The sequence below is a fragment of the Corynebacterium sp. CMW7794 genome, assembly GCF_001563605.1.
Taxonomy (GTDB): domain Bacteria; phylum Actinomycetota; class Actinomycetes; order Mycobacteriales; family Mycobacteriaceae; genus Corynebacterium; species Corynebacterium phoceense.
This window is the reverse complement of sequence record NZ_KQ961747.1, coordinates 35,892-60,616: the sequence shown is the minus strand read 5'-3', so window position 1 is coordinate 60,616 and position 24,725 is coordinate 35,892. Positions and strand designations below refer to the sequence as shown.

Here is a 24,725-nt window from a genome sequence, read left to right as displayed (position 1 = left end):
ACCCCGACTAGGCTACTTTTCGTTCCACTGATTGAATTTCTTCTTTGCGAAATTCATGGCCTCGCCCGTGAGCTCGCTTGCCTGCTGGCGGCGCTGCGCCCACATCTGGGATTCGATGGCTTTCTGCTCTGCGCGCTGTGCCGCCGTGGCCTGCTGGATTTCCCGCATGCGTTGGCGCTCCATTTGCCGGGCGCTGGGCGTGCTCCAGTTTTCCGGACCCACTTTCGCGACGTAGAGGAGGATCCACAGCACCGGTACCAGTGCTAAGAGGGTGACCACCCCAACGGCCGCCCCCGCACCCGTGCCCGCAACGCCGACGGAGATGGCGGCCACGTTGAGGCCGATCGTGCCGATGAGCGCCGTGGCCAGACGCGGCTTGCGCGCCGCAGCTCGTGCACGCTCCAGATCGCCCTGCGAGTAGACCTTGAGCTCCTGCGTGCCACGCGCCGGGATATCGGCAAAGAGCGGCACGAGATCGCGGCGCGTGGCCGCGCGCATGATGTCATCCGAGCGCTGTTCGAACTCGTCCATGGTGATGCGTCCCTCGCCCACGGCGCGGGCGAGTTGATTCATGGCGTCGGTGCGCTCGGCATCAGAAAGCCGCAGCGAATTATCAAACGGGGAGGCTCCAAAGCTAGTCACGCTGTCTATATTAGGTGTTTGAATCCTTACGGAGCTCGTCCTTGACTGCTTGTTCTCTCTCAGCGTGCTCCGCTTCTTCCCTGGACTCGGCCGTGGAGTCCTCGTCTTCTTTTTGCTTCTCCTCCGCGTTCGGGTCATTGCTGCGCACCAGAGAACTCAGCAGCGGGAAGATCACGACGGTGAGCGCGCCGCCGGCGATGAAGATGGACGCGTGTTCGTCATCCATGATGCCGGAGGCCACCGCCACCGTGGTCACGGCGACGATGATCGGCAGACCCGTCGCGGCATAAAGTGCGACTTGCAGGCGCTCACGCGTGGTTTCGATTTCGGAGCCAGTGTGGTGAACATTCTCGCGCAGGAAGACTGGCAGGCCGCGCGTGAACAGGATGAGCAGCGGGATGCCGATGACCTGGAGCGGTTTGTCTGCGATGACCTTCCAGTCGATGGACATGCCGGAGACCACGAAGAAGACCGGGATGAGCATGGAGTAGCACAGCACGTTGAGACGGTTTTCCAGACCCTTGTGGAACTCGTCCGGCACCACGCGGTTCAGGATAATGCCAGCCGCGAACGCGCCCAGAACGATGTCGAGCTCAAAGACCGCCGTGACCGCCATGAGGATGGCCAGGATAAGCACGATAAGGCGCAGGATGGTTTGGTTCGTCGCGCCCGCACCGGCGATAAACGCCCGCTTCACCCAGGGCGCGAGCTTTCCGATGGCCTGGGGCGCGACCGCCACAAAGACCGCAATGCCCAAGAAGGCCAGGAGGATGAGCGCCGTGAGCCACGTGGCGCGGGTACCCAGCAATAGCGCCATCGCGGTAATCGGTGCGAGCTCACCAACGGCGCCGTGGATCATCACGGAGTCGCCCACGCGCGTGCCGATGAGCTTGTCCTGCTTGAGCATCGGCGTAATCGTGCCCAGCGCCGTCGAGGTCACGGCGATGCCCATGACGATGGCGAGTGGAATCGTATCCACCAGGAAGTACGCGCCCGCGATACACGCGATAATACACATCAGCCACGTCGTAAACGCGGTCTTCGCTTGCTTGGATTTCAGCGTGCCGAGGTCAATCTCGAAGCCGGCGAGGAGGAACAGCGCGCCCACGCCAATTTCCTTGAGCATGCCGATGCCCGGATCCTCGTGCGCCAGATCCAGGATCGACGGGCCGATGATCATGCCGAAAATGATGAGCAGTGCCACCGACGGCAGCCGGTTGCGCAGCATGGCGGCCACAATCGGGGCAAGCAAGGCTACCGCCATGATCCACGCGAAGGAGACCAGGGACGGCGTGTAGTCGGTAGAGCCAGCCGCGAGGACAACAACATCTGCGGCGAGAGTGTGAGTCATGCGATTAGAGTACTTTCCTCCCGCGCCGTGTGCCTACTCTCGGCGCTGCTCCGTGGCCCAACCGTTATCGATTCCCCACACCCCGCCACGAGTGTGCCATCTCACCTGCTGCCAGAGAATTATCAGGAACTGCCAGAAAGCGCGCAGGCGCTCGTACGGCCTGTGCAAGGTGCGCGCCCCATAATGAGTTCATGCGTTTGAGAGGCGCATACCTGAGAGAGATAGAGAGATAGCCCCGGGTCCCGGGGGTGGCGACGTGAGACACCGCCAATGGGACACCTCCTAAGAGAGATAGAGTTGCCTCGAGCCCCGGCCTTTCGGTCGGGGCTCGAGGCGTTCTCTTTGCCCGCGTGCGCCTAGGACGCACCGCCGAGCACTGCATTATCGGGTGCGTTAGTGACAAATTTCCCGCGATGTTCGCGCCAATCTCGTCCGCGAGAACGTGCGCATGCGAGGCGCCCATGCCCGGGGCCGCACCAGTGATGAAAACTACTTTGCCGTGAACTCGATTACTCATGCCGCCCACGGGACGCGTGGACGCTGCAGCGTTCCTGTCGAAAATCTCGTTTCAGCTCGAGGCGCGGAGCGCTTTTGGGCAGCAACAAAAAAGTTCCTTGTGAAAATCGCTCAAATTTTTCGATCTGAGAAGCGATTTTCGCAAGGAACTGAACTAGCTGGACTTAGCGCATGTTGAGGAACCAGTACGCGCCGCCGCCCAGAGCGGCCAGGACAGCGACAATCGCAGCAATGATGCCGCCGATGAGCCCGCCGTCCTTGCTCGAACCCTTATCCGTAGCAGCACCCGGCGTCGCCATAGTCTTCGTGACCGTGACCGGTGCTGCGACCTTCGTGACAGTCGCGGTTTCAGTGACCGTCGTCGGAGTGGCCACAGTCGTCGGGACAGCGACGGTCTTCGTGGTGGTTGCGGTTGTAGTCTCGGTGGCTGTAGCAGGCTCGCGGTTGATGACCGTGGTGGTGACCGGTGCGGGTTTCACGGTGACGGTCGTCGTAGCGGTAACAGTCGGAAGCTCCGGCGTCGGGTCTGCGGGGATCGGCTCGCCGTCCTTGACAAGAGTGGGAATGGGAGCGAAAGTCCTAATTCCCGAAACGGTGTCTCGAGTTCCGTCGGTGTAGATGATTGTTGCGGTGAAAGGCACGCTGAATTCAGCAGGGTAAATGGGCTCTGGGTTGATTGAGGCTTTTGCAAAACTTGGAAGGAAGCTATTTCCTGCGAGGTTGATTGGGTACGGACTTTCTCCGAATTCAACATTTACACGTGAAATGTAGTCGTTGCTTGGGAGACCATCCAGAAGGATGACTCCCGATTCTGCGGAGCCAACCTCAGCCGGGAAGGGGTTGAAAGGTTGCGGGTCGTAGGCTTCGGCGAAAGTGAGGGGCGCAGCGGTTGCGGCCTGGGGGACGACCACGAGCGCGCCGGAGAGCGCGAGGGCCGAGAGAAGAGTTCCAATCTTGCGCACGGGCAAAGACTCCTTGAGTTAAGAGTGGCGGACGTGGGAGCAATGAAAGAGGAACAAATTTTCGGGATGGCGCATTCGGGGGTTGAAACATTAAAAACCCCTGATTTACTGCTAAGAAGCAGGAGATCAGGGGCGGCAGCACGAGTCTCGGGGAGGAGGTTAGTCCTCCGCGAACTGGGCCTGGTTGAGACGCCAGTACGCGCCGTGGGCCTCCAGCAGTGAAGCGTGGGTGCCTTGCTCCACGATGTCGCCGTCTTCCATGACGAGGATGAGGTCCGCGTCACGGATGGTGGACAGGCGGTGGGCGATGACGAAGGACGTGCGGTCGGCGCGCAGGGCGTTCATGGCGTCCTGGACGAGGACCTCGGTGCGGGTGTCGACGGAGGAGGTGGCTTCGTCGAGGATGAGCAGCGCCGGTTGGGCGAGGAAAGCGCGCGCGATGGTGATGAGCTGGCGCTCGCCAGCGGAGACGGATCCGCCGTCCTGGTCGATGACCGTGTCGTAGCCGTCGGGGAGGGAGTGCACGAAGCGGTCGACGTACGTGGCCTTCGCGGCGGCGATGACCTCCTCGTCCGTGGCGTCGAGGCGGCCGTAGCGGATGTTATCCATGATGGTGCCCTTAAAGAGCACGGCATCCTGGAGCACCATGCCCACCTGGGAGCGCAGCTCAGCGCGCGAGAGCGAAGCCGTGGAGACACCGTCGAGGCGAATTTCACCCGAGTCGATCTCGTAGAAACGCATGAGCAGGTTGACCAGCGTGGTCTTACCGGCACCGGTGGGGCCGACGATGGCGGCGGTCTGGCCGGGCTCGACGCGCAGGGACAAATCCTTAATCAAGGGTTTGTCCGGATCGTAGGAGAAGGCCACATGATCGAACTCAACGAGGCCGCGGGCGCGGCCGGGGTGGGAGGAGGGGGCATCGGGAAGCTGTTCCTCGGCGTCGAGGAACTCGAAGACGCGCTCGGCGGAGGCGACGCCGGACTGGACCTGCTGGGCCATGCCGCCCAGCTGGCCGAGCGGCTGGTTGAACTCGCGGGAGTACTGGATAAACGCCTGGGCATCGCCCAATGTCATCTGGCCGTGGGCCACGCGCAGGCCGCCGAGGACGGCGATGGCGACGTAGGACAGGTACGAGATGAACTGCATGATCGGCATCATGATGCCGGAGAGGAACTGGGCGAGGGACGCGGAGCGGAAGAGCTCCTCGTTGCGCTCGTCGAACTCGGCGGTCATGGCCTTGGTGCGACCGAAGACCTGGGCAAGCTCGTGGCCGGAGAAGGCCTCCTCGACCTGGCCATTGAGCAGGCCCGTGGACTTCCATTGCGTCTTGAATTGCTTCTGGGAGCGGGTGCCGATGACGCCGATGACGATGCCGGTGAGCGGCAGCGAGAGCAGCGCGATGAGTGCGAGGCGCCAGGAGACGTTGAACATCATGACGGTAATGCCCACCACGAGCAGGACGTTGTAGAACATCTGGCTGATCGCCTGTTGGAGGGCCTGCTGCACGTTATCCACGTCGTTGGTAGTGCGCGAGAGGAGGTCGCCGCGCTGGTTGGTGTCGAAGTAGTTCAGCGGCAGGCGGTTGACCTTGGCCTCGACCTGCTGGCGCAGATCGTAGACGACGCCCATGACCAGCTTGTTGAGCCATAAGCCCTGCCAGAGCTGGAAGAGCGAGGACACCACGTACATGAGGATGACGAGGATGATGATCTGGCCCAAGCGCGTGAAGTCGATTCCGCTGCCAGGGTGGAGCTCCATGCCCGACGCCATGTCCGCGAACTGGTCCTGGCCAGCAGCGCGCAGGCCCGCGACGGCTTCTTCCTTGGTGGTGCCGGCGGGCAGCATGCGCGAGACGACGCCGGAGAAAATGACGTCCGTGGCCTTACCCATGATCTTCGGGGCGACGACGGCGAGGACAACGCAGACCACGTTGAAGAGGCCGATGACCGCGAGCGCCGCCTTGTGCCCGCCGAGCAGGCCAATGAGGCGCTTGGCCGAGGGCCAGAAGTTCTTCGCGGTGCGCGGGGCGGAGCCGGACCAATCGTCGCCAGCGGTGGCGGCTTCGAGCTCGTGGAGCTCCTGCTCGGAGAGTTCTTGAGTCTTTTTAGCCATGGTTTATGCCTCCACCGTCGCTTGGGATTCGACGATCTCGCGGTACGTCGGGGATGTCTCGAGCAGCTGCGCATGGGTGCCCTTGGCCACCACGCGGCCGGCCTCCATGACAAGAATCTGGTCCGCGTTCTCGATGGAGCTCACGCGCTGCGCGACGATGATGGTCGTGGCGTCGGCGGTATAGGAGCGCATGGCCTCGCGGACTTTCGCGTCCGTGATGACGTCGAGCGCGGAGAAAGAGTCATCGAAGAGATAGACCTTCGGTTTTGCGACGAGCATGCGCGCGATGGACAGGCGCTGGCGCTGGCCACCGGAGACGTTCGTGCCGCCCTGCGCGATGGGCATGTCGAGGTCCGTCACGAAGTTCGCCTGCGCGACTTTAAGGGCGTCCCACAGCTCCTCGTCCGTCGCGTCGGGTGCGCCGGTGCGTAGGTTGGAGGCCACGGTGCCGCTAAACAGGTAGGGTTTTTGCGGGACGAGGGCCACGCGCTTGACGATGCCCTCTCGCGCCAGGTCGCTCGTTGCCACACCGTCGATCCGGACCTGGCCCTGCGTGGGCAGGTAGAGACGCGGAATGAGGGAGAGCAGCGTGGTCTTGCCTGAGCCGGTCGCGCCGATAATGGCGGTGGTCTGGCCGGGGTGGGCGGTAAAGGAGACGTTCTCGAGGACGGGGGCATCGGCGCCGGCGTAGGAGAATGTCACGTTATCGAATTCGACCTCGCCGGTCTCGTGTGCGGGCTCGATGGGGTGCTCGGGCTCGACGATGGACGGGGCGCGGTTGAGGACCTCGGTGATGCGCTTGGCGCAGATGATGGCGCGGGGGAGCATCATGGCCATAAACGTGCCCATCATGACGGCGGCGAGGATCTGCATGAGGTACTGGAGGAAAGCCGTGAGCGAGCCGACCGCGACGAGTCCGTCGTCGACGCGGTGGCCGCCGAACCAGAGCACGGCGCCGGTCGCGACGTTGAGGATCACCGTGATGATGGGGAACATCGTGACGAACAGGTTGCCGATCTTGAGCGAAAGCTGCGTGATGTCCTCGTTGGCCTCGGTAAAGCGCTCGGTCTCGTGGGCCTCGCGGACGAAGGCGCGGACGACGCGGATGCCGGTGATCTGCTCGCGCAGCGTGCCGTTGATGGCGTCAAGCTTGTCCTGCATGACGCGGAAGAGCGGCATGAGCTTGGCGATGAGCGCGGAAATGACGCCGAGGAGCACTGCGACGGAGACCCACACGAGCCAGGAGAGGCCAGCGTCTTCACGCATGGCCATGATGATGCCGCCAATGGCCATAATCGGCGCGGCCACCATGAAGTTCAGGGTCATCATGAACGTCATCTGGACTTGCTGGACGTCGTTCGTGCCGCGCGTGATGAGCGTCGGCGTGCCAAAGTGACCCATGTCCTCGGCGGAGTAGCGCGCGACGCGGCGGAAGACCATCGCGCGGATATCGCGGCCGAGGCCCATGGCGGAACGCGCGCCGAACCACACGGCGATGACGGCGGCGATGACCTGGACGAACGCGACGGCGAGCATGACGCGGCCCGTGGTCCAGATATAGGGGACGTCGCCCTGGGCGACGCCTTGGTCGATGATGTCCGCGTTGAGCGACGGCAGGTAGAGCGTCGCTGCGGTTGAGATGGCCTGCAGCGCGAGTACCGCCAGGATTTGCCAGGTGTACGGCTTCGCGTAGCGACCGATGAGTTTGATCAGTTCCACAAGGAACCAACTTTAGCAATCTTCGGTGTTAAAGCTTTAACTGCGAACTGGGGGTTCGCTTGCAGCGTCGCTTATGTGCGCGAACTACGCCATGGCGAGCTCGGTGGCGCGCACGCCGGCATGGCGAGCGCTGGACTGGATGGCTTCCCAGTCCGTGGGCTCTGCGCCGTCGAGGGGGACGCACAGTCCCTCCCACGTGGTGACGGGAATGCCGCGGGCCTTGAGCTCTAGGATGATGAGCTCGCGCTGGCCGGTCGCCGCGAGGCGATGGAGCTCGGCGTGGGTGATATCCCCCTCTCCTGGGCGGGCGCCGACTTTCACGTTGCCGATGAGCCGCAGGCGCGGGGTGGCTGCGGGGCCGCAGGGATTGAGGGCATCGGAAGCATAGCGCTGGAGTAGACCGAGCGGTGCAGGAGAGGAAGAGATGAGGTCGACACACATGCCCGCAGCGATGAGGTGTTCTGCTGTGGACAGCGAGGATGGGCCCTCGCCGACGATGATGACGCGCTGGTGGTCGTGCATGCGTGTCGTCCTTTCTGTATCCCTAGACTGGCTTGTCTATAAATATAGACCGAGCCGTACACCTTGCGCAATTAACATTCATGACATCAGGCAAGCTCACGTCCCGTAATGTCCGGTTCGGGCTGCAGCAGACTGCGTGGTTCTTTAGAGTGTTCGGCATGACAGAACCGATTAATCTCCTGGACGCGGGAAAGACGTTCCGCGACCCGGCCATGAGCCCCGAGGGCACGCGCGATACCGCGCCGCTCGACCCCGAGGTGGCCGCCACTAACCGTGCGCTCGTCGAGGACTGGGCCGACAAGCTCCATGACGCGACGGCAGAAGAGATCATCGAGTGGGCCGCCGAGCACGCGCCGGGCCGCCTCGCCGTGACGATGTCCATGGAGAACACTGTTCTGGCCGAGCTCGCGCACCGCGCGCACCTCGACGCGGACCTTCTCTTTATTGATACGGGGTTCCACTTCCCGGAGACTCTCGAGACCGCCGACCGCGTCGCGGAACGCTACCCGGACCTCCCGCTCGTGCGCGTCCTCCCGCTGTTGAGCCCCGAGGAGCAGGACGAGGTCTACGGCCCCCGCCTCTATGCCCGCGACGTCGCCGCGTATAACCGCATGCGTAAGGTCGAGCCGCTCAACATGGCGATGGACCCCTACGTCGGTTGGGTCACCGGCCTGCGCCGCGCCGACTCTGAGCACCGCGCCACCGCGCCGGCGCTGAGCCTCGACCAACACGGCCGCCTGAAGATCTCGCCGATTATTACGTGGGACCTCGAGGATACGGACGCGTACATCAAGGACCACGACCTCATCATCCATCCGCTTACGCTGCAGGGTTACCGGTCCATTGGCTGCGCCCCGCTGACCTTCCCCGTCGCAGAAGGCGAGGACGCGCGCTCGGGCCGCGTTTTTGCGGATGGCAAGACCGAGTGCGGATTGCACGAGTAAGGAGCTGACCCCCATGACTACGACTATTTCTAAAGCGCCGGCAGGCGCGCTGTCGCCGCACCTCAAGGACCTGGAGAACGAATCCCTCCACATCCTGCGTGAGGTCGCCGGCCAGTTCGACAAGGTGGGCCTGCTGTTTTCCGGCGGCAAGGACTCCGTGGTCGTCTTCGAGCTTGCCCGCCGCGCCTTCGCTCCGGCCACCGTGCCCTTCGAGCTCCTCCACGTCGACACCGGCCACAACTTCCCGGAGGTCATCGAGTTCCGTGACCGCCTCGTCGCCGAAACTGGTGCCCGCCTCCACGTCGCAAAGGTCCAGGACTGGATCGACCGCGGTGACCTGCAGGAGCGCCCCGATGGCACGCGTAACCCGCTCCAGTCCGTACCGCTTGTCGAAACCATCGCCGAGCGCCAGTACGACGCCGTCCTGGGCGGCGCCCGCCGCGACGAGGAGCGCGCCCGCGCCAAGGAGCGTATCTTCTCCATCCGCGACTCCTTCGGCGGCTGGGATCCGCGCCGCCAGCGCCCCGAGCTCTGGGACCTCTACAACGGCGGCAAGATGGCCGGTGAGAACGTCCGCGTCTTCCCCATCTCCAACTGGACGGAGTCCGATATCTGGGAGTACATCGGCGCCCGCAACCTGCAGCTGCCGTCCATTTACTACTCCCACCAGCGCGAGCTGTTTAACCGGGGCGGCATGTGGCTGTGCCCCGGTGAGTGGGGCGGCCCCAAGGAGGGTGAGGAGCTCGTGACCAAGACCGTGCGCTACCGCACCGTGGGCGACATGTCCTGCACCGGTGCCGTCGAGTCCACCGCGTCCACCCCGGACGAGATCCTCGCTGAGATTTCCATCTCCACCCTGTCCGAGCGCGGCGCCACCCGCGCCGATGACAAACTCTCCGAGTCCGCCATGGAGGACCGCAAGAAGGAAGGCTACTTCTGATGACTACCGCTATTGATACCGCAACGCCGCAGGTAGCCGCCCTCAAAGAGCGTGAGACCCTGCGCCTGTGCACTGCCGGTTCCGTGGACGACGGCAAGTCCACCTTCGTGGGCCGCCTGCTCTACGACACGGAGTCCGTACTCGCCGACCAGGTCGAATCCATGGAACGCTCCTCTGCGGACCGCGGCTTCGACGGCATGGATCTTTCCCTCCTCGTCGATGGCTTGCGCGCCGAGCGTGAGCAGGGCATTACCATCGATGTCGCCTATCGCTACTTCGCAACGGATAAGCGCACGTTCATCCTCGCGGACACCCCGGGCCACGTGCAGTACACCCGCAACACCGTGACCGGCATGTCTACCTCCCAGGTCGTCGTCCTGCTTATCGATGCCCGCTATGGCGTCGTCGAGCAGACCCGCCGCCACCTCAACGTCGCCGCACTCCTGGGCGTGCGCCACGTCATCCTCGCAGTGAACAAGATCGACTTGGTCGACTATGACGAGGCGACCTTCCGCGCCATCGAGGAGGACTTCCACTCCATCGCCAATCGCCTGGGCATCACCGACTCCACTGTCGTGCCCATCTCCGCGCTCAAGGGCGATAGCGTTGTCGAGCCGTCCACCAACATGCACTGGTACACCGGCCCCACGGTGCTGGAGGTCCTTGAGTCCATCCCCGTCACCGGTGGCCGCGCGGAAGAGCTCGCCTTCCGTTTCCCCATCCAGTACGTCATCCGCGAGCACGCCTCGGACTACCGCGGCTACGCGGGCCGTGTGAAGGCCGGCTCCATCGCCGTGGGCGATGAGGTCACCGCCCCGCACGGCCGCACCACGACCGTGACCAACATCGACACCACCGATGGGCCTGCCGATGCCGCCCGCGCCGGCGACTCCATCGTCCTCCGGCTTGCCGATGAGATCGACCTCGCCCGCGGCGATCTCCTCGCCGCCGGCCCCCGCCCCGAGCCCGTCCGCGAGTTTGTCGCCACCGCCGTCGTCCTCACCGAGAAAGACCTCACCCCGGGCCAGATGCTCAAGCTGCGCTACGGCGCGGCCCAGGTCAAGGCCCGTATCACGAGCGTCGACCGCATCCTCGACCTCGATGGCGTCGCCGACACTGACAACCCGGAGAAGGCCACCCTCAACGACATCGCGCACATCACGCTGCAGACCGCCCAGGAACTGCCCGTGGAGGACTACGCCGCTCGTGGCGCCGTGGGCAACTTCCTGCTTATCGACCAGTCCAGCGGCAACACCCTGGCCGCTGGCTTCGTGGGGCAGCGCCTGCGCTAGATAGCGCCTTGTGCATTAGCCCTGAATTCGGCCGGGCATCGCAGAAATCCTGTGGTGTCCGGCCGAATTTCTGTGGTTTTCGGGGTGACATTTTTTGTAACCTCTGGGCGGCTACGAGGGCGTTCGCATGCTCGTTCTAGGCTCAAGTCCACGGCGCCCGAGTTCATGTCAGGGGTGCTTCATAAGGTGGACACCATAGCGCGCAATCCCGAGCGCTATGACCGATGTCGACCCTCGTACAAGAAAAGGAACCAACCTCATGTCCGCCCCCTATTCCCACAAACCCGGCACGCTGACCCCTAATCCGGCTGCCATCGCTGCCTCCGCGCGCCCGGTTGCTGCATCGCTCGTCGTCTATGGTGCCCTCGTTACCGTGGACTCGGTCCGCTACGCGGTCGTGTCGACCGGTTGCAATGGCCGCGCCAAGGACCTCTTCGTCCGCGTCCTGACGCCGGCCAAGGAGCGCGGCTTCGGCGACTACCCCGAGGACTGCCGCATGCAGGTCGCTCGTGCCGAGGCCATGGACCTCGCCGGCGTCATGGCCGAGGCCTTCCACCGCCTGTGGTCGCAGCATGCCGCTCTTGCAGAGGACGGCACCACGGCCGTGTACGTCTCCTCGCCGGAGGTCTGCCAGGTGCTCACCGCCTACCCGGAGGAATACCCTGGCATGGTCGTGCGCACCGTTGTCTCCGGCGCTGCGATGCAGTCCACGTGGCAGGCCTGCCGCACCTGGCACTCCGCTGCCGTGACCTCTCTGCAGGACGAGTACGAAGCCAAGCGTGCCCGCGAAGAGGAAGCCAAGGCTGCTGCCGAATACGCGGCTCTTGCTCACGTTGTCGTTGGCACGGACGCCTCCCGCAATACTTACGGCACCACCGCTGGCTGGGCGGCGGCTGCGACAACGGGCGATATTTTTACGGGTTGCTTGCGTACTCGCTCGATAGCGCATGCGGAGGCAACGGCAATCGCGTCTGCGGTCAAGAGGTGCGGCCGTCGCGGATTCCGCACTATTGATGTGCTCACCGACAGTATGGCGTGTTATCGCCTGTTCAACCATCCAGAGCAGTGCTTGCAGATGCTGCAACAGTCCGCCATGCGAGAGTGCGCCGAGGTCGTCCAGCAGTGGCGAGATGCCGGAGTGGTGGTCAATATCCACTGGGTGCGCGGGCACAATGGTCACGTGCTCAACGAGTTCGCGGATCGCGCTGCGGTACATGTTCGTCGTAAGTATGAGTGGGGTCTCCACGGCGACTGTGGGCGCTCTATTTATAGCCGGATCCGTACGGATTTTGACGAGGCCTTGGCGAAGGTCGATATCGACGACCTCGTGGTGATGGACCCCAGCGCCGATTTCCACGCCGCCTTGGCCCACGCCTAGCCATCCCGGCTACACCGGACTTCAAGAACACAACAAGCCGACGCATCCACTGCGTCGGCTTCTGTGCGTGCCAACTCGTTAGATGAGGCCGAACTGCGAGGCGAGGCCGCCGAGTACGCCCAGCAGGCTGATGACGCCAGTGATGATGCCGATGATCGAGCCAGCATCCAGCGACGAGCCCGTCTCCGTGCTTCCAGAATCGGGGTTAGTCGGAGACGGTTGTGGGGTAATAGTTCCCGGATTCGTCGGCGTCGTGCCAGGGTTCGAGGGACGGACCGGAGTGTTCGCCGTGGAGGTGAAGATGGAGGGGTCAAGCGACAGCGGATTGATAAAGATACCGCTCTCGATGCCCGCCATCTCGCCGCCGGTGGTGATGAGTCCGGAGGTCACGCCTTGGATTTCACCCTGGGCGTTGAAGAGCGGGCCGCCGGAGTCACCCTGGATTATGCGCGCGCCGTTGGCGATATTGCCAACGGCCAGGTGTGCGTCGTACAAGGTGCTGGCGCTTGTGGACTGTTCGTTGAAGAGGACGGTGGCTGTCGCCTTGCGAGTGACACCATCGGTAGGGCCGCCCTTGCCATACACGGTCAAGGTCTGACCGTTCTGTGTCGGTGCGGTGGTCGTTTGTGCAATGGAGCCGGTCCACGCGCGGCCGAGCGTCAGGATGGCAACGTCGCTGTCGTTACCTTTCCTGTAGCTGGTGACGGGGAGGACGGAGCCATCCGGCGCGGTCACGGACCGGGGCGTCGTGGTTTCTACGCAGTGGCGTGCGGTAAGGATTTCCGTGGCGGAAATGGCAGCGCCGGTGCACACGCCGGTGTACCCCGTGCCGTCGGAGGTGATGCGTGCGACGGTGTTGGAGAGGGCATCGGAAGCAATCGGCGCATTCTGAATGGCCGACGCCGGCGCCGCCATGAGGGAGGTGGCGGCAGCCAGGGCGACGGCAGTAGAGGCGAGGCGAGAGGCAAGAGACATGAGAAACCTCTAGTGATGAGTGATAAAGAGGGGCGAAAGGATAGAATTTCCTTTCTCGTTTTAATAATCGTCGACGAATTTCAAAGCGTTTCATCAGGTGACTTAAATCATGGAAATGCCCTGCAAGGCGGGCTTTGCGTGGGGTGGCCGGTGAATTTGAACGGGGAAAGACGTAGAATTATCGGCATGCGTCCTCATCCTTTGTCGAGCCTTGAGCTTAAAAATTTTGGTCCGTTCTCCGCCGCGCGCGTGGACTTCGCGCCAGGGCTCAACCTCCTCCTAGGCGGCAACGCCACCGGTAAGACGTATGTGCTCAAGGCGGCGTATGCGCTCACCAAGTCGCTGCGCGACGGCGCCTCGCAGCCGGCGGAGCGCCTGCCCACGGTGCTCACGGACAAGTTGGTGGGCACGTATCAGCCGGGTAGTCTGGGGCGCCTCGTGCACCGCGCGCCGTACCCCACCGAGGCGGGCATGACTGCGATGTACGCCGAGCTTGCCGATGCCCTCTCGCTCAGCTTTGCTTCCCGCGGCACCGCCGCGGTCGACGTGGCGAGCGCTCCCGCAGCTCAGGAAATTGGCGGGTCCCATTATTTTGGCGCACCAGAAGCTTTGACGCAGACTGGCGGGGACGACACATGGTCCGATCTGCAGCAGATGCTCGCGCGCCCTGTGCGCGAAGGTGGCCCGGCCGGTCCGGAGCAGCAGCTGGTGCCCGCTTTTGATGTCGTCCTGCACGGCGGCTCTATTGTGGACAAGGACGGCGGCTTCTATCTGGAGCAGCTCGGCGTGGGCGTTATCGAGCCGGGCCTCATGTCGGATAGCCAACGCACATTCGGCATGCTGCAGCGCGTGCTGGCCAACGGGACACTCAAGCCGGGCGGCTACATCTTCTGGGACAACCCGGACGCGGGGCTCGACGCCGCGGCGCAGAACGCGCTCGCCCAGATTCTCACCGTCCTTGTCCACTCGGATATCCAGGTCTTCATCGCCACCCACAACACGGACTTCGCACGCACACTCGCTGACCTGGCCCGTGAGGTGGAGGCCGAGCCGCGCTTTGTCACTTTCACTCGCGATGGCTCGCGTGCGGCGGCGCTGGCGAATATCAGCGTGGAGTCTGCGACGCAGCTGCTCTGAATCGGGGGCAGAGAACTAACCGAGCAGCGCCAGCGGGACAACCGCAATGCCGTCTTTGCGGCGGTACGCTGCCGGGCCAGTCGTGACAACGACGGCATCGACGAGGCGATCCCCAAGCTTCTCCTTGAGCCAGTGAAGATGCCGAACGTCGCGATCGGTTGGGGTGGGCTTTGTCTTCACTTCGAAAGCGATGACCTTGCCGTCGTAGCGCTCGAGGATGAGGTCGACTTCCTGCTTTCCGCCTTGAGTTCGGAGGTGGAACGTGGACGCCTCTGCTGCCTGCCCAGCGACTCGGACAGTGAGCGTGACGAGTGACTCAAAGAGCTGCCCAAAGGCTTCAAATCCACCGGGCGCTTGTGGCAGGAGCATGTCTGGGGTGAGCCTGAGCAACGCTGCCGCAATTCCCGGATCGAAGACGTGGTGTTTGGGAGCACCGGTGAGCCGGGTAAACGGGGAGTAGTTGGGTGACCACGCCGGACAGGCTCGATGAGCTGGAGCTGCGTCAAAATGGTGCGGTAGTTGAGCGACGTTCCCTTGGCCAGTTTGTCCGATTCCCCTGGCGTCGCAGCATTGAGGATTTTTGTGTAGTTCGTTGTCGTTGCTGTCGCGGCTGCGCATGCCGCCCACCACGCGCGGAGCATGTCCGGCCGTTGGACACGCATACCTTGATCCACGACATCATGCGTGACTGCGTAGTCGATATAGCGGGAAATCGTCGCGCGGCGTTGGCGGGCTGGCAAATCCTTGACGCCGGGCAACCCCGTGGCGCAGAGCGCTTCCGCGAAGTCCTCGATTGTCCAGTCGCTCGTTCCTTCGATGGTGGCTTTCCCGCGAAGAGATCGTCAATAAGCACCGTTGGCGTCGTTTCTTCGTATTCCGCGAGACATAGCGGGCGCATGGTGAGGGCCAGGATGCGTCCAGCACCGGAGTGGGTATCGGTACCAGGTATGGGGCTTGCGCTGCCGGTGAACAGATAGCGGTTGGAGACTCCCTCGTCCACGTTGTGACGAACAGCGTTCCAGAGTTCGGGGAGCCTTTGCCATTCGTCGAGGCAGATCACGGGGTTTTCGCGCAGCTTTGTATCCATAGCAGCGCTCATAAGCTCAAAGTCGGTAGAGCGATCGAGTGAATACATGATGTCCGCTCGTCGCACTGCAGTAGACGTCTTTCCCACGCCTTTTGCGCCATTGATGGCGATCGCCGCAACACCCTCAAGATCATCCAATTCGCGGTCAAGGTAACGCGTCAAATACGGCTGACTTTTATCGGGAGTCTGCGGTGTCATGACCAGTAGTTTAGTCGAAGATTGAACGTTCTAACACCCTGACTTTGAACGTTTCAACACTCTTGGATTGAACGTTTTAACACCCTGTGATTGAACGAATGATCATTCAGGTTGGGGGATTTCACGTCGCTCAAGTGCTAGACAAAGAACTTCCCTTTCTGTCATATCAAAGTCATGCACGAGTTCTTGGAGTTTGCGGTTAAGTTCGCTTGAAAGCCGCACCTGCACCCGACGCGAACGGCCTGTGCCGCGCGTTGCACCATCGAGGCTTGGCCGGCCGACGCGGCGCTGTAACTCGCGGAGCGAGGCAAAGTCGTCCTCGGTTGGAGGCTGTGCAATGCTCAGTGCTGTGATGGCCTCGTCACTTTCGGTATACCGCTAATCCGTTGAACTTTCGCCCTCGGGCGGGCGTAGATCGGGGAGATACATATCTAGTGCTAGCGCTTCTTCCAGATTCGATCCCTCGCCGGAGGCCGTTGAATTGAGTTGTTTCTCAAGATACTCGTGGCATCCGATACCAAGAGTTTCGGGGCTTTCAACACGTGGAGCAAGTCCCTCCGCCCAAGCGCGGCCTGGATGAAGGGTGTCCCACATGCTCCTGACTGATTTAGACCGTCCTGATCCGGGATTGTGGTTTCCTAATCCCGTAAGGTACGAATTCCATATTGGCTGATGGTTTCTAATCGAGATGATTTCGGCCAATGCAACCCATGTGGGGGTTAATGATAGAGCTCGAAACTGAAAATCTTTAACGTCGATGCCGTCACCGAGAATGATCGACTTTCGGTGGTCGTCGATCCTGTTGTACAGCTTATTTCCTATCTGAAGGTGACTTTGGGTCGGATCTCCATTTGGGACATAGTCGAACCCTTTTTGTGCCGCATTCATTCCTGTGCGGCTGTTCTCGGCGGAGGCTCGGCCAATATAAATTGGAACAGATCCGGGATTTTTCCGGTTCGCTTCAGACAGTAATCGGTAAGGGTGAAAGTCCCCCGAGTAGTACAGGACATACACACCGACGCCTTCAAACCGCGCTAGGCTTGATAATTTTTGCAGCGGCTGTCGATCAAGCGCCCGCGAGATCGAGTCTCCGAGATTTGCATAAGAAAGAGGGTCGAAGGGCTCCATGTCACACAACCTTTAGGAACGGTAAGGGGTGTTGTTGCTCCTCAAGGTGAGAAACAACGCTAGATACAACTTGTTGGGCAAGCTCCACTGGTACAGCATTTCCGAGTTGTCGGAGTGCCTCCGACCAAGCACCATGTAGCGCGTAATCATCGGGAAATGTTTGGATACGGGCAGCTTCGCGAACTGTAAAATAACGTACTGATCCGTCAGGATAACGAATCATGTTTTCGCCACCCGGGACACCGTGGACGCCAGCTTTTAGCGCTTTTGACGGCGCGTCGATTGGGGAGCCAGTATGGCCAGGGTAAGTCTTTGCACCTGGTTTATATTCATGATTGAGCCACTTATCCGAGCGGACCTGAGGATCGGGAAGCCCATCGAGAGCTTGGCGCACTGTTTTCCACGGTATCATCCCGTCATCAAGAGGCTTCTTTGAAATGGCAATGCGATCAGCGCGCGGAACCTTCATTCGTTCCCAATACTCCCCATTCGCTTGAGCCAGGGCTAATGCTGCGCCACTGTGTGTCGGTTTGGGGAAGTGCCATTGCGCGTCGATATCTGCTCGGAAGCCAACGATAAAAAGCCGATGCCTATGTTGTGGAATGCCATAATCAGCAGCATTCACTAACGTCGAAACGAGATTGTATTGCAAATCACTGTGTACGGAGGTGTGTTCCTTTTGGAGGCGCAAGAAATGCTCGCGCCAGCTTTCACGAGGGCGGGCTGAAATAGCAGGGTGTTGCAGCCGAAGCTTGATGAACTCAAGATACTCTGAAAATGAAGGACGAGTAAGGCCTTTAACGTTCTCAATTACAAATGCTTTGGGCCGAAGCTTCGAGATGACGGCAGTTGCAGCGGGAAACATATCACGCGGGTCTTCAGCATTTCGAGCCAATCCTCCCAAGGAAAAAGGTTGGCAGGGAGGGCCGCCGGTAACCAGGTCTATCTCGTGTCCTTCAGTGACTTCATCCCAATCGACCTTCCTAATATCGCCTTCGAGGACTTTAAGACCTGGGAAAAAACGAGAGTCTGACTGGGAATTCTCGCGCATAGTTTCGCAAGCCCAGTGGTTCCATTCGACAGCTGCGACGTGATCGACATTAGCTTGGGAAGCACCAAGCAGTAGACCACCGCCGCCGGCGAATAATTCGACGCTTCGTACAGGCATGAGGATAGGTTACCTTACATTTTTTGAAATTTTGCATTATGTCGAGCGAGTGGATGGGCTCTTGAGATTCGAGTGTATCTAGCAAGGGCAACATGTTTCATATAGCGACGAGACCTATCGAAAATTTCAGCGAAAGACAAGAACGAAGGACGAAGGCTTGTACCTACTGAATGGAAGAAGTACGCTGAGAATCACTGAGCAGGAATCACCTGCACATTAAAAGAAATTTCGGTCCCGAGGTTATCCTTGGGGCCGTTTTCAGTTGCATGACAGCCCCCAGTTGGCCCAAAGTTTAACATCACATTGGTTGTGTGGCTTGTGCACTCTTTGGAGGTCGCGAGCATACTTAGTCCGCTACGCTTAGACACTATGGATGCAACCCTCAACGCTAATCCCAACGCCAGTGAGGCTATGGAAAACTACGCGGCCGAGATCCTCTTCGTCGCCGCTGTAGACAAGGAAGCCGCGGCCTTGCCGGAGGGCACTCCGCTGTTGGTGACGGGTATTGGCACGCTTCCGGCGGCGATGGCGCTGACGGAGTATCTCACGGTGGCGCGCGAGGAGGGCACGCTGCCGCGCCGGGTGGTCAATATTGGCACGGTCGGCGCGCTGCGCGACGGGCTGGATGGCGTCTACGAGATTGACCGCGTGACCAAGCACGACTTCAAGCTGGAAATCCTCACCGATATTGACCGCTACCTGCTGCCCAAGGTCATCGAGATTCCCGTTTCCGGCAACCATCCGGTCCAGGGGTTGGCGACGGGTGACATGTTCGTTTCAGATACGCACACCCGTGAGCGTCTGGCGCAGGACTCGGGTCTATGCGACATGGAGGGTTACGCCATCGCGGCGGTCTGTCAGCGCTTCGGCGTGCCGGTGACGCTGCTCAAGCAGGTCTCGGATCCAGCTAATGAGTCGAGCGTGGGCAAGTGGGATGACGCTCTACCGCGCGCGGCGCACGAGCTGCACGAGGCGTGCGTGACATCGGGATTCCTTTCGCAGGCTTAGGTCGTTGTTCGCAACGGTTGCACCACGCCCGGTGGGACAGGGAAGTCTGTAGGAGGGGGCATCGGCAAGCTGGCCCGCCTGATGTGGGCTTGTACGTGGGAGAAGCAGGAACGAAAAAGAAAATCACCTCGCCCGTAGGCGAGGTGTGGGCGCTTGTGTATGTAGATGCGCTCCGAGTGCTAGGCGCTCGGCGCCATCGCGAGGTAGAGCTCGCGCACCTTGGCGCGCGGGGAGTCGGGAGCGAGGCGCTCGATGTCGCGGGCGATGTCCATGTCGGGGCTGGAGTCAGTGGCGTTGTCGTCGGCAGCCTGCTCGGAAGCGACGGAATCTTCGGCCTTGGTGGCGTCCTTCTTCTTCGATTTCTTATCGGGCTTGGGCGCGCCGGTGACGATCTCAGCTGAAGCGGGATCGACCTCGCCGGAGCGGATGGAGGTCACGAGCGCGTTGTAGCGGAAGATGACGCCGATGGTCGCGGCGACGGGCACAGCAAGGAACGCGCCGATGATGCCAGCGAGGGCGGAGCCCACCGTCACGGAGAGCAGGATGATGGCCGCATGCAGGCCCATGGCCTTGGACTGCAGCAGCGGCTGGAGGACGTTGCCCTCAATCTGCTGGACGGCGACGACGATAATGAGCGCGATAATCGCGCTGGTGAAGCCCTGCGAAACGAGCGCGATGGCGACGGCGAGGATGCCAGCGGTCACGGCACCGATAACAGGGATGAAGCTGGCGAAGAACGTGACGACGCCGATGACGAAGGCCAGCGGCACGCCCATGATCCATAGGCCGGCGCCAATGAGGACGGCGTCGACGAAGGCGACGGTGGCCTGGGCCTGGATGAAGCCGGAGAGCGTCTTCCAGATGCGGTTGGACAGCTCCGTGATGTGCCAGCCAGTGGAGTGGCCCACGTACTTGCGCAGCCAGGGCAGGAACTTCTCGCCTTCCTTGATGAAGAAGAAGGTGAGGAAGAGCATGATGACGAGGTTGACCACGATGGAGCTCACCGTGGACACGCCAGAGAGCACGCCGCCAGCGATGTTGGAGGCCTGGTTCTTAATGAGGTTCGTGACGTCATCGACCACGGACTGGATCTGTGCCTGGTCGACGTTGAAGGGCAGTTGGTCCGTCATGTCAACGAGTTTGTTAATGCCCTCCTCGGCCTGCGAGAAGAGCTGGCCGCTCTGTTCCTTGACGGTCGGTGCCATGGCGACGAAGATGCCACCGACGATGACGAAGAAGCCCACCAGCGTTGTCGCCGCGGCGAGCGCACCCGGGAAGCGCCACTTCGTACGCATAAAGGCGGTGACGGGGTAGAGCACCGTGGAGACCAGAATTGCGAGGATAACGGGAAGGAGGCCTGCCCACACGAACTTGAGCACGTAGCCGATGAGCGCGATGGCCGCGACGATGACAATGAATCGCCACGAGAACGACGCCATCGACTTGAAGTCGTGGTGGATGACGGCGGTCTTGCGGTCGTGCGCAAGGGCATCGGGCACATCGGCGCCAATGCCTTCGGCGTCGGAAGCGACGAGTGGCTGCGCAATCTTTGCCTGGCTACCCGTGGCTGCCTGCGGCACGGCGGTGCCGTGTGCCTGTGTGGAGGTATTTTCTTGGGATTTGTCAGAACTCACCCGTCCCATATTGCCACAAATGCCCCAACCTCCTGCAGAAAGGGCAGAAAGTTGGGGCAGGACAGCGTGCGTCTATGGCACGCCGCAGGCGCGCTTAACGCGCGATGCCAGCGACCGAGCGGATGATACCGAAGCGGTGCATGGTCACCGAAACTGCCTGCTCCAGGAGGTAGGGCAGGAGCTCCCGGCGGCCATCGGCAAGCACCGGCTGGTCGAGGATGACCGAATTGGACTCCACCGCGGCCGTGCGGGCATCGTCCGCGACGGCGCCGAGGGCACGCACGCGTGCAGACGGCGTGTGGGCCAGCTCGCGGGCGAAGTCCTCGTCCGATTGTGCAGCGACCGTGACGCCCAGCTTGCCGATGCCCCGTTCCGCCAGCTCAGCCGCAATCTCCGGCGTCGCGGAGAAACGCGGCTCCACGTTGCCGAAGTGGACTCCGTCGAACTCGGCTCGGAGGAGGGCGCCGGCGAGGGCATGGCGGACGACGTCACGCAACGCGTAGCCGGAGCCGATGCGGATGCGCAGCGGCTCGAGCACTGGGCGGTAGCGGAAGATATTGGCTTCGGAGACGAGACCTGCGCGGTCGTGTTCGCGGCCGAATTCCTCCTGCCACGCGAGCTGGTCGAGTTCGGCGGCACGCCACAGCCAGGCGATGTCCTCCTCACTGAGGGCATCGGGAAGCTGGGCGAGCAGGGCCTTGACCGGGGCCTGAATGTCGACGTCGTGGACGCGGAGCTCGCCGTCGGACCACGTGCCCATCTGCGGGACGTAGTTGGGGCCGCCGGCCTTGGCACCCGGACCCATGACGGACTTCTTCCAACCGCCGAAGGACTGGCGCTGGACGATGGCGCCGGTAATCCCGCGGTTGACGTAGGCGTTGCCCACCTCGACGTGGTCCATCCAGTACTCGATCTCCTTGTCGTCGAGCGAGTGGATGCCGCCGGTGAGCCCGTAACCAGTGGCGTTCTGCCACGCGATGGCCTGCTCGAGGGTGTCTGCATGCATGATGCCGAGCACTGGACCGAAGCACTCGTTCAGGTGGTACCAGGAACCTGGCTGCACGTTATCGCGAATGCCCGGGGACCACAGGGTGCCCTCCTCGTTGAGCTTTTCTGGCTTGAGCAGCCACGTCTCGCCCGGCTCCAGCTGGGTGAGGCCGCGCAGGAGCTTCTCACCGGGAGCTTCGGCGAGACCGTTCATCGTCGTGGTGATGTCGTGGCCGGGGCCGACCTTAAGGGTCTTGGCGGCATCGATAAGCTGCGTGCGCAGGCGCTGCGAGGTGCCTGCGGCGCCGACGAAGATGACGAGGGAGGCGGCGGAGCACTTCTGACCGGAGTGGCCGAACGCCGAGTTGTAGAGATCCGCGATGGCCAGGTCCGGGTCCGCGGCCGGGGTGATGATGAGCGCATTCTTGCCGGAGGTCTCCGCCATGAGGTTCATCTCCGGGCGCCAGGAGCGGAAAAGCGCGCCGGTGTCCGAGGCGCCGGTGAGGATGACGGCGTCGACGTCCTCGTGGGAGATGAGTGCCTTGCCGGCCTCGCCTTCGTCGGTGAGGACAAGCTGGACCAGGCTGGTATCGAGGCCGTGCTCGCGCAGGCCTTCGTGGATGGCGCTGACCGCGACCTTGGCGCAGTGGACGACCTGCGGCGCCGGCTTGATGATGACGGCCGAGCCCGCTGCGAGCGCGGAGAGTATGCCGCCCACCGGAATGGCCACCGGGAAGTTCCACGGCGGGGTGACGACGGTGACCTGGTTCGGGGTAAAGATCGAGCGGGCATCGTCAAGCAAGCGTGCGGACTGCGCGTAGTAGGTGGCGAAGTCGATGGCCTCGGAGACCTCCGGGTCCGTCTGCGTCACCGTCTTGTTAGCCTCCCACGCGGCGACGGAGATGAAGTCCCCGCGGTGGTCCGCCAGTTTGTCCGCGATGGTGTCGAGGACCTCCGCGCGCTCGTGGCCGGTCTTCGCACCCCACTCGGGCGCCAGCGCCTTGGCCGTCGCGATGGCGGCGACAGCCTGCTGGGGATCGGTGACCTCTTCGATGCCGTGCTCGCCTGGGTTGGTGGTGAGCGCTTCCTGTGCCCACTGGCGGTTGGCATGCAGGGCCGGATCCGTGTCCGGCTCGTTGGTAAAACGGCCGGTGCGTGGGGCCTGGCGTCCTTGTTTGTTCGTCGATTCATCGACACGATCTTGGGTGCGCTTCGGGCCAGCAAAAGTCTCCCAGCGCTCGGCGACGGCGGTCCGGAAATGCTGCTCCTGATCGGCGAGGGCCTGCTTCTGGTCCGGCGCGAAGAGCGCGTAGAGGAAGTTCTGGGACGCGGAGTTTTCCTCGAGGCGGCGCACGAGGTAGGACACGGCGACGTCGAAGTCCTCGGCGTGGACGACCGGGGTGTAGAGAATCTGGCGGCCCTCGAAGCGGGTGCGGACCGCTTCTTGCTGTGCCGGGGACATGCCTTGGAGCATCTCCGAGTCGAGCATGCGCAGCACGCCGCGCTTGGTGGCGAGCTCGTAGGCCATGCCCGCGGTGAACAGGTTGTGCGTGGCGATGCCGATGCGCACGGCGTCCGCGAACTGCGGGCGCACGATGTAGTCAAGCAGGCGGTAGTAGTTCGCGTCGACCTGCGCCTTGTCCTCGTAGGTGGCGACCTTCCAACCGTGGATCTCGCCCTGGACGTGCTCCATGGAGAGGTTCGCGCCCTTGACGATGCGGATCTTGATGGGCGCTCCGCCCTTGGCGACGCGCTCAACACCGAACTCCGCGAGCTCCTCCAGGGCCTCGAACGTATCCGGCAGGTAGGCCTGGAGCACGATGCCGGCCTCGAGGTTGTGGAACTCCGGCTCGCTGAGCAGCTCCTTGAAGAGGCGAATGGTGAGGTGGAGGTCGTGGTATTCCTCCATGTCCAGGTTGATAAAGACGTGCGGGCTGCGCGCCACCGCGGCTTCGTAGAGCGGACGCAGACGCTCCTTCAAGCGCTCAACCGAGCCATCGATATCCCAAGGATTGAGCTGCGCCACCATCGAAGACGCCTTGACGGAGACGTACGTGACCTTGGGGTTTTGGATGAGTGCCAGGGTGCGCGCTGCGCGCGAGCGGGCCTCGTCCTCGCCGAGGACGGCTTCGCCGAGTAAGTTGAGGTTCAAGTGCTCGCCGGACGCCGCGGCCTTGTCGAGCATCTTGTCCAGCGCGTCCGACTCCGCGTCGAGGACCAGGTGGCCCACCATCTGACGCATGCGCAGGCGCGCGAGCGGCATGACGAGGCTCGGGAGGATCGGACCGAAGAAGCCACCCAGGCCCACGAGCGTGCCGTTGATAAGACCCAGGAAGCGCGCGTCATAGCGGCTAGTGACGTCCTTGAGGGCGTCGGCGGCCACGGCGTTGTCCTCCGGGCGCATGACGCGGTCGACGAAGTCCATGGTGAAGTTCACGCCATCGGAATCCCGCAGCAGGCTGGCGAGCTGCTCGGTTCCCTTGTCTTGCTCGTCCGCGCTGGCGTTGAGGAATTCGTGGGCGCGGGTGACGGCGGCCTCGACGACGGCGTCGACATCATCGGATTCCGGCAGGCGGGTGTAGGCAGGGGAAGAAGAATTCTGGCTGGTCATAGTGACAGTACCTCTCAGTCATGCTCACCGTGGCCGAACCCTCGAAAGCACGACACACGGTGCTCAGACACGTCCCTGCCTCTGGCTCGCGGCTGGTGTGCCGTGGCCCGGGGCGAGTCGGGTCCGAAGAAGAAAATATGTGGTGGTGCACTTGAGGGGGCCTCACGGGTGCGTGCGCCCTTGTAGGTACGAGGTGCCGGGGCCTGAAGCCGGGCTTTAACCGGGTCCTTATGCCTGGGGTTTCAACGTGGGCTTTATGCCGGGCACCGCGCGAGCTGTCATGTGACGCTCCTCTAACCTGGGTGCGTTCCGTGATCTATCTCGCTTGATGAGAAAAAATAGCGCTCGCGTTGGGCGTCGTCAACCCATTCACGCGGGCGGGGGTAACCGGGTTCTTTGGCGCAAGTGGAAAAA

At 62.4% G+C, this 24,725-nt stretch carries 19 protein-coding genes; 6 read left to right on the top strand and 13 right to left on the bottom strand.

Features of this window, described 5'->3' with window-relative positions; translation table 11 throughout:
* Nucleotides 1-12 precede the first annotated feature (12 nt).
* The 6 genes from HMPREF3227_RS08215 to HMPREF3227_RS08190 all read right to left on the bottom strand — a co-directional run bounded on the left by HMPREF3227_RS08215 (nucleotide 13) and on the right by HMPREF3227_RS08190 (nucleotide 7,824).
* The gene (locus HMPREF3227_RS08215; protein WP_255356861.1) at nucleotides 13-642 is read right to left on the bottom strand and encodes a DUF1707 SHOCT-like domain-containing protein; all 630 of its coding nucleotides are present in this window, start codon (nucleotides 640-642) and stop codon (nucleotides 13-15) included.
* Nucleotides 643-652: 10 nt separating this feature from the next.
* Nucleotides 653-1,993 (bottom strand): cation:proton antiporter, encoded by a 1,341-nt coding sequence (locus HMPREF3227_RS08210; RefSeq protein WP_066488748.1) that lies wholly within the window; start codon nucleotides 1,991-1,993, stop codon nucleotides 653-655.
* 680 nt (nucleotides 1,994-2,673) lie between these two features.
* The gene (locus tag HMPREF3227_RS08205) at nucleotides 2,674-3,471 is read right to left on the bottom strand and encodes a hypothetical protein (RefSeq protein WP_066512029.1); all 798 of its coding nucleotides are present in this window, start codon (nucleotides 3,469-3,471) and stop codon (nucleotides 2,674-2,676) included.
* 159 nt (nucleotides 3,472-3,630) lie between these two features.
* Nucleotides 3,631-5,583, bottom strand: a complete 1,953-nt coding sequence (locus HMPREF3227_RS08200; RefSeq protein ID WP_066512023.1) for an ABC transporter ATP-binding protein — start codon at nucleotides 5,581-5,583, stop codon at nucleotides 3,631-3,633.
* Nucleotides 5,584-5,586: 3 nt separating this feature from the next.
* A complete protein-coding gene (locus tag HMPREF3227_RS08195; protein WP_066512019.1) occupies nucleotides 5,587-7,302 on the bottom strand; it encodes an ABC transporter ATP-binding protein in 1,716 nt (571 codons plus the stop codon).
* An 84-nt stretch (nucleotides 7,303-7,386) separates the two neighbouring features.
* On the bottom strand, nucleotides 7,387-7,824 hold the full coding sequence (locus HMPREF3227_RS08190) for a methylenetetrahydrofolate--tRNA-(uracil-5-)-methyltransferase (protein WP_066512016.1): 438 nt from the start codon (nucleotides 7,822-7,824) through the stop codon (nucleotides 7,387-7,389).
* A 158-nt stretch (nucleotides 7,825-7,982) separates the two neighbouring features.
* Between HMPREF3227_RS08190 and HMPREF3227_RS08185 the strand changes: the two genes are divergently transcribed.
* The 4 genes from HMPREF3227_RS08185 to HMPREF3227_RS08170 all read left to right on the top strand — a co-directional run bounded on the left by HMPREF3227_RS08185 (nucleotide 7,983) and on the right by HMPREF3227_RS08170 (nucleotide 12,378).
* Entirely contained in the window at nucleotides 7,983-8,768 is a 786-nt protein-coding gene (locus HMPREF3227_RS08185; RefSeq protein WP_066488766.1) for a phosphoadenylyl-sulfate reductase, read from the top strand.
* Nucleotides 8,769-8,781: 13 nt separating this feature from the next.
* Nucleotides 8,782-9,708 carry a sulfate adenylyltransferase subunit CysD gene (gene cysD / locus HMPREF3227_RS08180; protein ID WP_066488770.1) on the top strand — a complete coding sequence of 309 codons (927 nt, stop codon included), beginning with the start codon at nucleotides 8,782-8,784 and terminating at the stop codon, nucleotides 9,706-9,708.
* On the top strand, nucleotides 9,708-11,000 hold the full coding sequence (locus HMPREF3227_RS08175; RefSeq protein WP_066512013.1) for a sulfate adenylyltransferase subunit 1: 1,293 nt from the start codon (nucleotides 9,708-9,710) through the stop codon (nucleotides 10,998-11,000). Before cysD ends, HMPREF3227_RS08175 begins: the two co-directional genes overlap by 1 nt.
* Nucleotides 11,001-11,259: 259 nt before the next feature.
* Entirely contained in the window at nucleotides 11,260-12,378 is a 1,119-nt protein-coding gene (locus HMPREF3227_RS08170; RefSeq protein WP_066512010.1) for an RNase H family protein, read from the top strand.
* 78 nt (nucleotides 12,379-12,456) lie between these two features.
* On the opposite strand, the gene HMPREF3227_RS08165 is transcribed toward HMPREF3227_RS08170, so the two are convergent.
* Nucleotides 12,457-13,353, bottom strand: a complete 897-nt coding sequence (locus HMPREF3227_RS08165) for a trypsin-like serine protease (RefSeq protein WP_066512007.1) — start codon at nucleotides 13,351-13,353, stop codon at nucleotides 12,457-12,459.
* A gap of 186 nt (nucleotides 13,354-13,539) precedes the next feature.
* Between HMPREF3227_RS08165 and HMPREF3227_RS08160 the strand changes: the two genes are divergently transcribed.
* Complete coding sequence (locus HMPREF3227_RS08160) at nucleotides 13,540-14,490, top strand: AAA family ATPase (protein WP_197429513.1); 951 nt, start codon at nucleotides 13,540-13,542, stop codon at nucleotides 14,488-14,490.
* 15 nt (nucleotides 14,491-14,505) lie between these two features.
* On the opposite strand, the gene HMPREF3227_RS13780 is transcribed toward HMPREF3227_RS08160, so the two are convergent.
* From HMPREF3227_RS13780 to HMPREF3227_RS12910, 4 genes are all read right to left on the bottom strand, one after another.
* A complete protein-coding gene (locus HMPREF3227_RS13780) occupies nucleotides 14,506-15,108 on the bottom strand; it encodes a DUF4143 domain-containing protein (protein WP_231732341.1) in 603 nt (200 codons plus the stop codon).
* The gene (locus HMPREF3227_RS13775) at nucleotides 14,993-15,775 is read right to left on the bottom strand and encodes an AAA family ATPase (protein WP_231732340.1); all 783 of its coding nucleotides are present in this window, start codon (nucleotides 15,773-15,775) and stop codon (nucleotides 14,993-14,995) included. The genes HMPREF3227_RS13780 and HMPREF3227_RS13775 overlap by 116 nt, the downstream gene beginning before the upstream one ends.
* Nucleotides 15,776-16,153: 378 nt before the next feature.
* Nucleotides 16,154-16,903 carry an Eco29kI family restriction endonuclease gene (locus HMPREF3227_RS12915; RefSeq protein WP_082750308.1) on the bottom strand — a complete coding sequence of 250 codons (750 nt, stop codon included), beginning with the start codon at nucleotides 16,901-16,903 and terminating at the stop codon, nucleotides 16,154-16,156.
* A 1-nt stretch (nucleotide 16,904) separates the two neighbouring features.
* Complete coding sequence (locus HMPREF3227_RS12910) at nucleotides 16,905-18,071, bottom strand: DNA cytosine methyltransferase (RefSeq protein ID WP_082750307.1); 1,167 nt, start codon at nucleotides 18,069-18,071, stop codon at nucleotides 16,905-16,907.
* A 411-nt stretch (nucleotides 18,072-18,482) separates the two neighbouring features.
* Between HMPREF3227_RS12910 and HMPREF3227_RS08150 the strand changes: the two genes are divergently transcribed.
* Nucleotides 18,483-19,079, top strand: a complete 597-nt coding sequence (locus HMPREF3227_RS08150) for a nucleosidase (protein WP_066512058.1) — start codon at nucleotides 18,483-18,485, stop codon at nucleotides 19,077-19,079.
* Between the two features lie 179 nt (nucleotides 19,080-19,258).
* Here the strand turns inward: HMPREF3227_RS08150 and HMPREF3227_RS08145 are convergent, their stop codons facing one another.
* Both HMPREF3227_RS08145 and HMPREF3227_RS08140 read right to left on the bottom strand, forming a co-directional pair.
* The gene (locus HMPREF3227_RS08145) at nucleotides 19,259-20,722 is read right to left on the bottom strand and encodes an AI-2E family transporter (RefSeq protein WP_066512001.1); all 1,464 of its coding nucleotides are present in this window, start codon (nucleotides 20,720-20,722) and stop codon (nucleotides 19,259-19,261) included.
* Nucleotides 20,723-20,807: 85 nt separating this feature from the next.
* The gene (locus HMPREF3227_RS08140; protein ID WP_066511998.1) at nucleotides 20,808-24,311 is read right to left on the bottom strand and encodes a bifunctional proline dehydrogenase/L-glutamate gamma-semialdehyde dehydrogenase; all 3,504 of its coding nucleotides are present in this window, start codon (nucleotides 24,309-24,311) and stop codon (nucleotides 20,808-20,810) included.
* Nucleotides 24,312-24,725: the final 414 nt, after the last annotated feature.

Bases quoted from the DNA above. Each gene is read 5' to 3' on its own strand.
- HMPREF3227_RS08200 (WP_066512023.1), bottom strand. From the start codon at position 5,583: ATGGCTAAAAAGACTCAAGAACTCTCCGAGCAGGAGCTCCACGAGCTC.
- cysD (WP_066488770.1), top strand. From the start codon at position 8,782: ATGACTACGACTATTTCTAAAGCGCCGGCAGGCGCGCTGTCGCCGCAC.
- HMPREF3227_RS08170 (WP_066512010.1), top strand. From the start codon at position 11,260: ATGTCCGCCCCCTATTCCCACAAACCCGGCACGCTGACCCCTAATCCG.
- HMPREF3227_RS13780 (WP_231732341.1), bottom strand. From the start codon at position 15,108: ATGCGCAGCCGCGACAGCAACGACAACGAACTACACAAAAATCCTCAA.
- HMPREF3227_RS12915 (WP_082750308.1), bottom strand. From the start codon at position 16,903: ATGGAGCCCTTCGACCCTCTTTCTTATGCAAATCTCGGAGACTCGATC.
- HMPREF3227_RS08185 (WP_066488766.1), top strand. From the start codon at position 7,983: ATGACAGAACCGATTAATCTCCTGGACGCGGGAAAGACGTTCCGCGAC.
- HMPREF3227_RS08210 (WP_066488748.1), bottom strand. From the start codon at position 1,993: ATGACTCACACTCTCGCCGCAGATGTTGTTGTCCTCGCGGCTGGCTCT.
- HMPREF3227_RS12910 (WP_082750307.1), bottom strand. From the start codon at position 18,071: ATGCCTGTACGAAGCGTCGAATTATTCGCCGGCGGCGGTGGTCTACTG.
- HMPREF3227_RS08145 (WP_066512001.1), bottom strand. From the start codon at position 20,722: ATGGGACGGGTGAGTTCTGACAAATCCCAAGAAAATACCTCCACACAG.
- HMPREF3227_RS08150 (WP_066512058.1), top strand. From the start codon at position 18,483: ATGGAAAACTACGCGGCCGAGATCCTCTTCGTCGCCGCTGTAGACAAG.
- HMPREF3227_RS13775 (WP_231732340.1), bottom strand. From the start codon at position 15,775: ATGACACCGCAGACTCCCGATAAAAGTCAGCCGTATTTGACGCGTTAC.
- HMPREF3227_RS08175 (WP_066512013.1), top strand. From the start codon at position 9,708: ATGACTACCGCTATTGATACCGCAACGCCGCAGGTAGCCGCCCTCAAA.
- HMPREF3227_RS08140 (WP_066511998.1), bottom strand. From the start codon at position 24,311: ATGACCAGCCAGAATTCTTCTTCCCCTGCCTACACCCGCCTGCCGGAA.
- HMPREF3227_RS08190 (WP_066512016.1), bottom strand. From the start codon at position 7,824: ATGCACGACCACCAGCGCGTCATCATCGTCGGCGAGGGCCCATCCTCG.
- HMPREF3227_RS08165 (WP_066512007.1), bottom strand. From the start codon at position 13,353: ATGTCTCTTGCCTCTCGCCTCGCCTCTACTGCCGTCGCCCTGGCTGCC.
- HMPREF3227_RS08160 (WP_197429513.1), top strand. From the start codon at position 13,540: ATGCGTCCTCATCCTTTGTCGAGCCTTGAGCTTAAAAATTTTGGTCCG.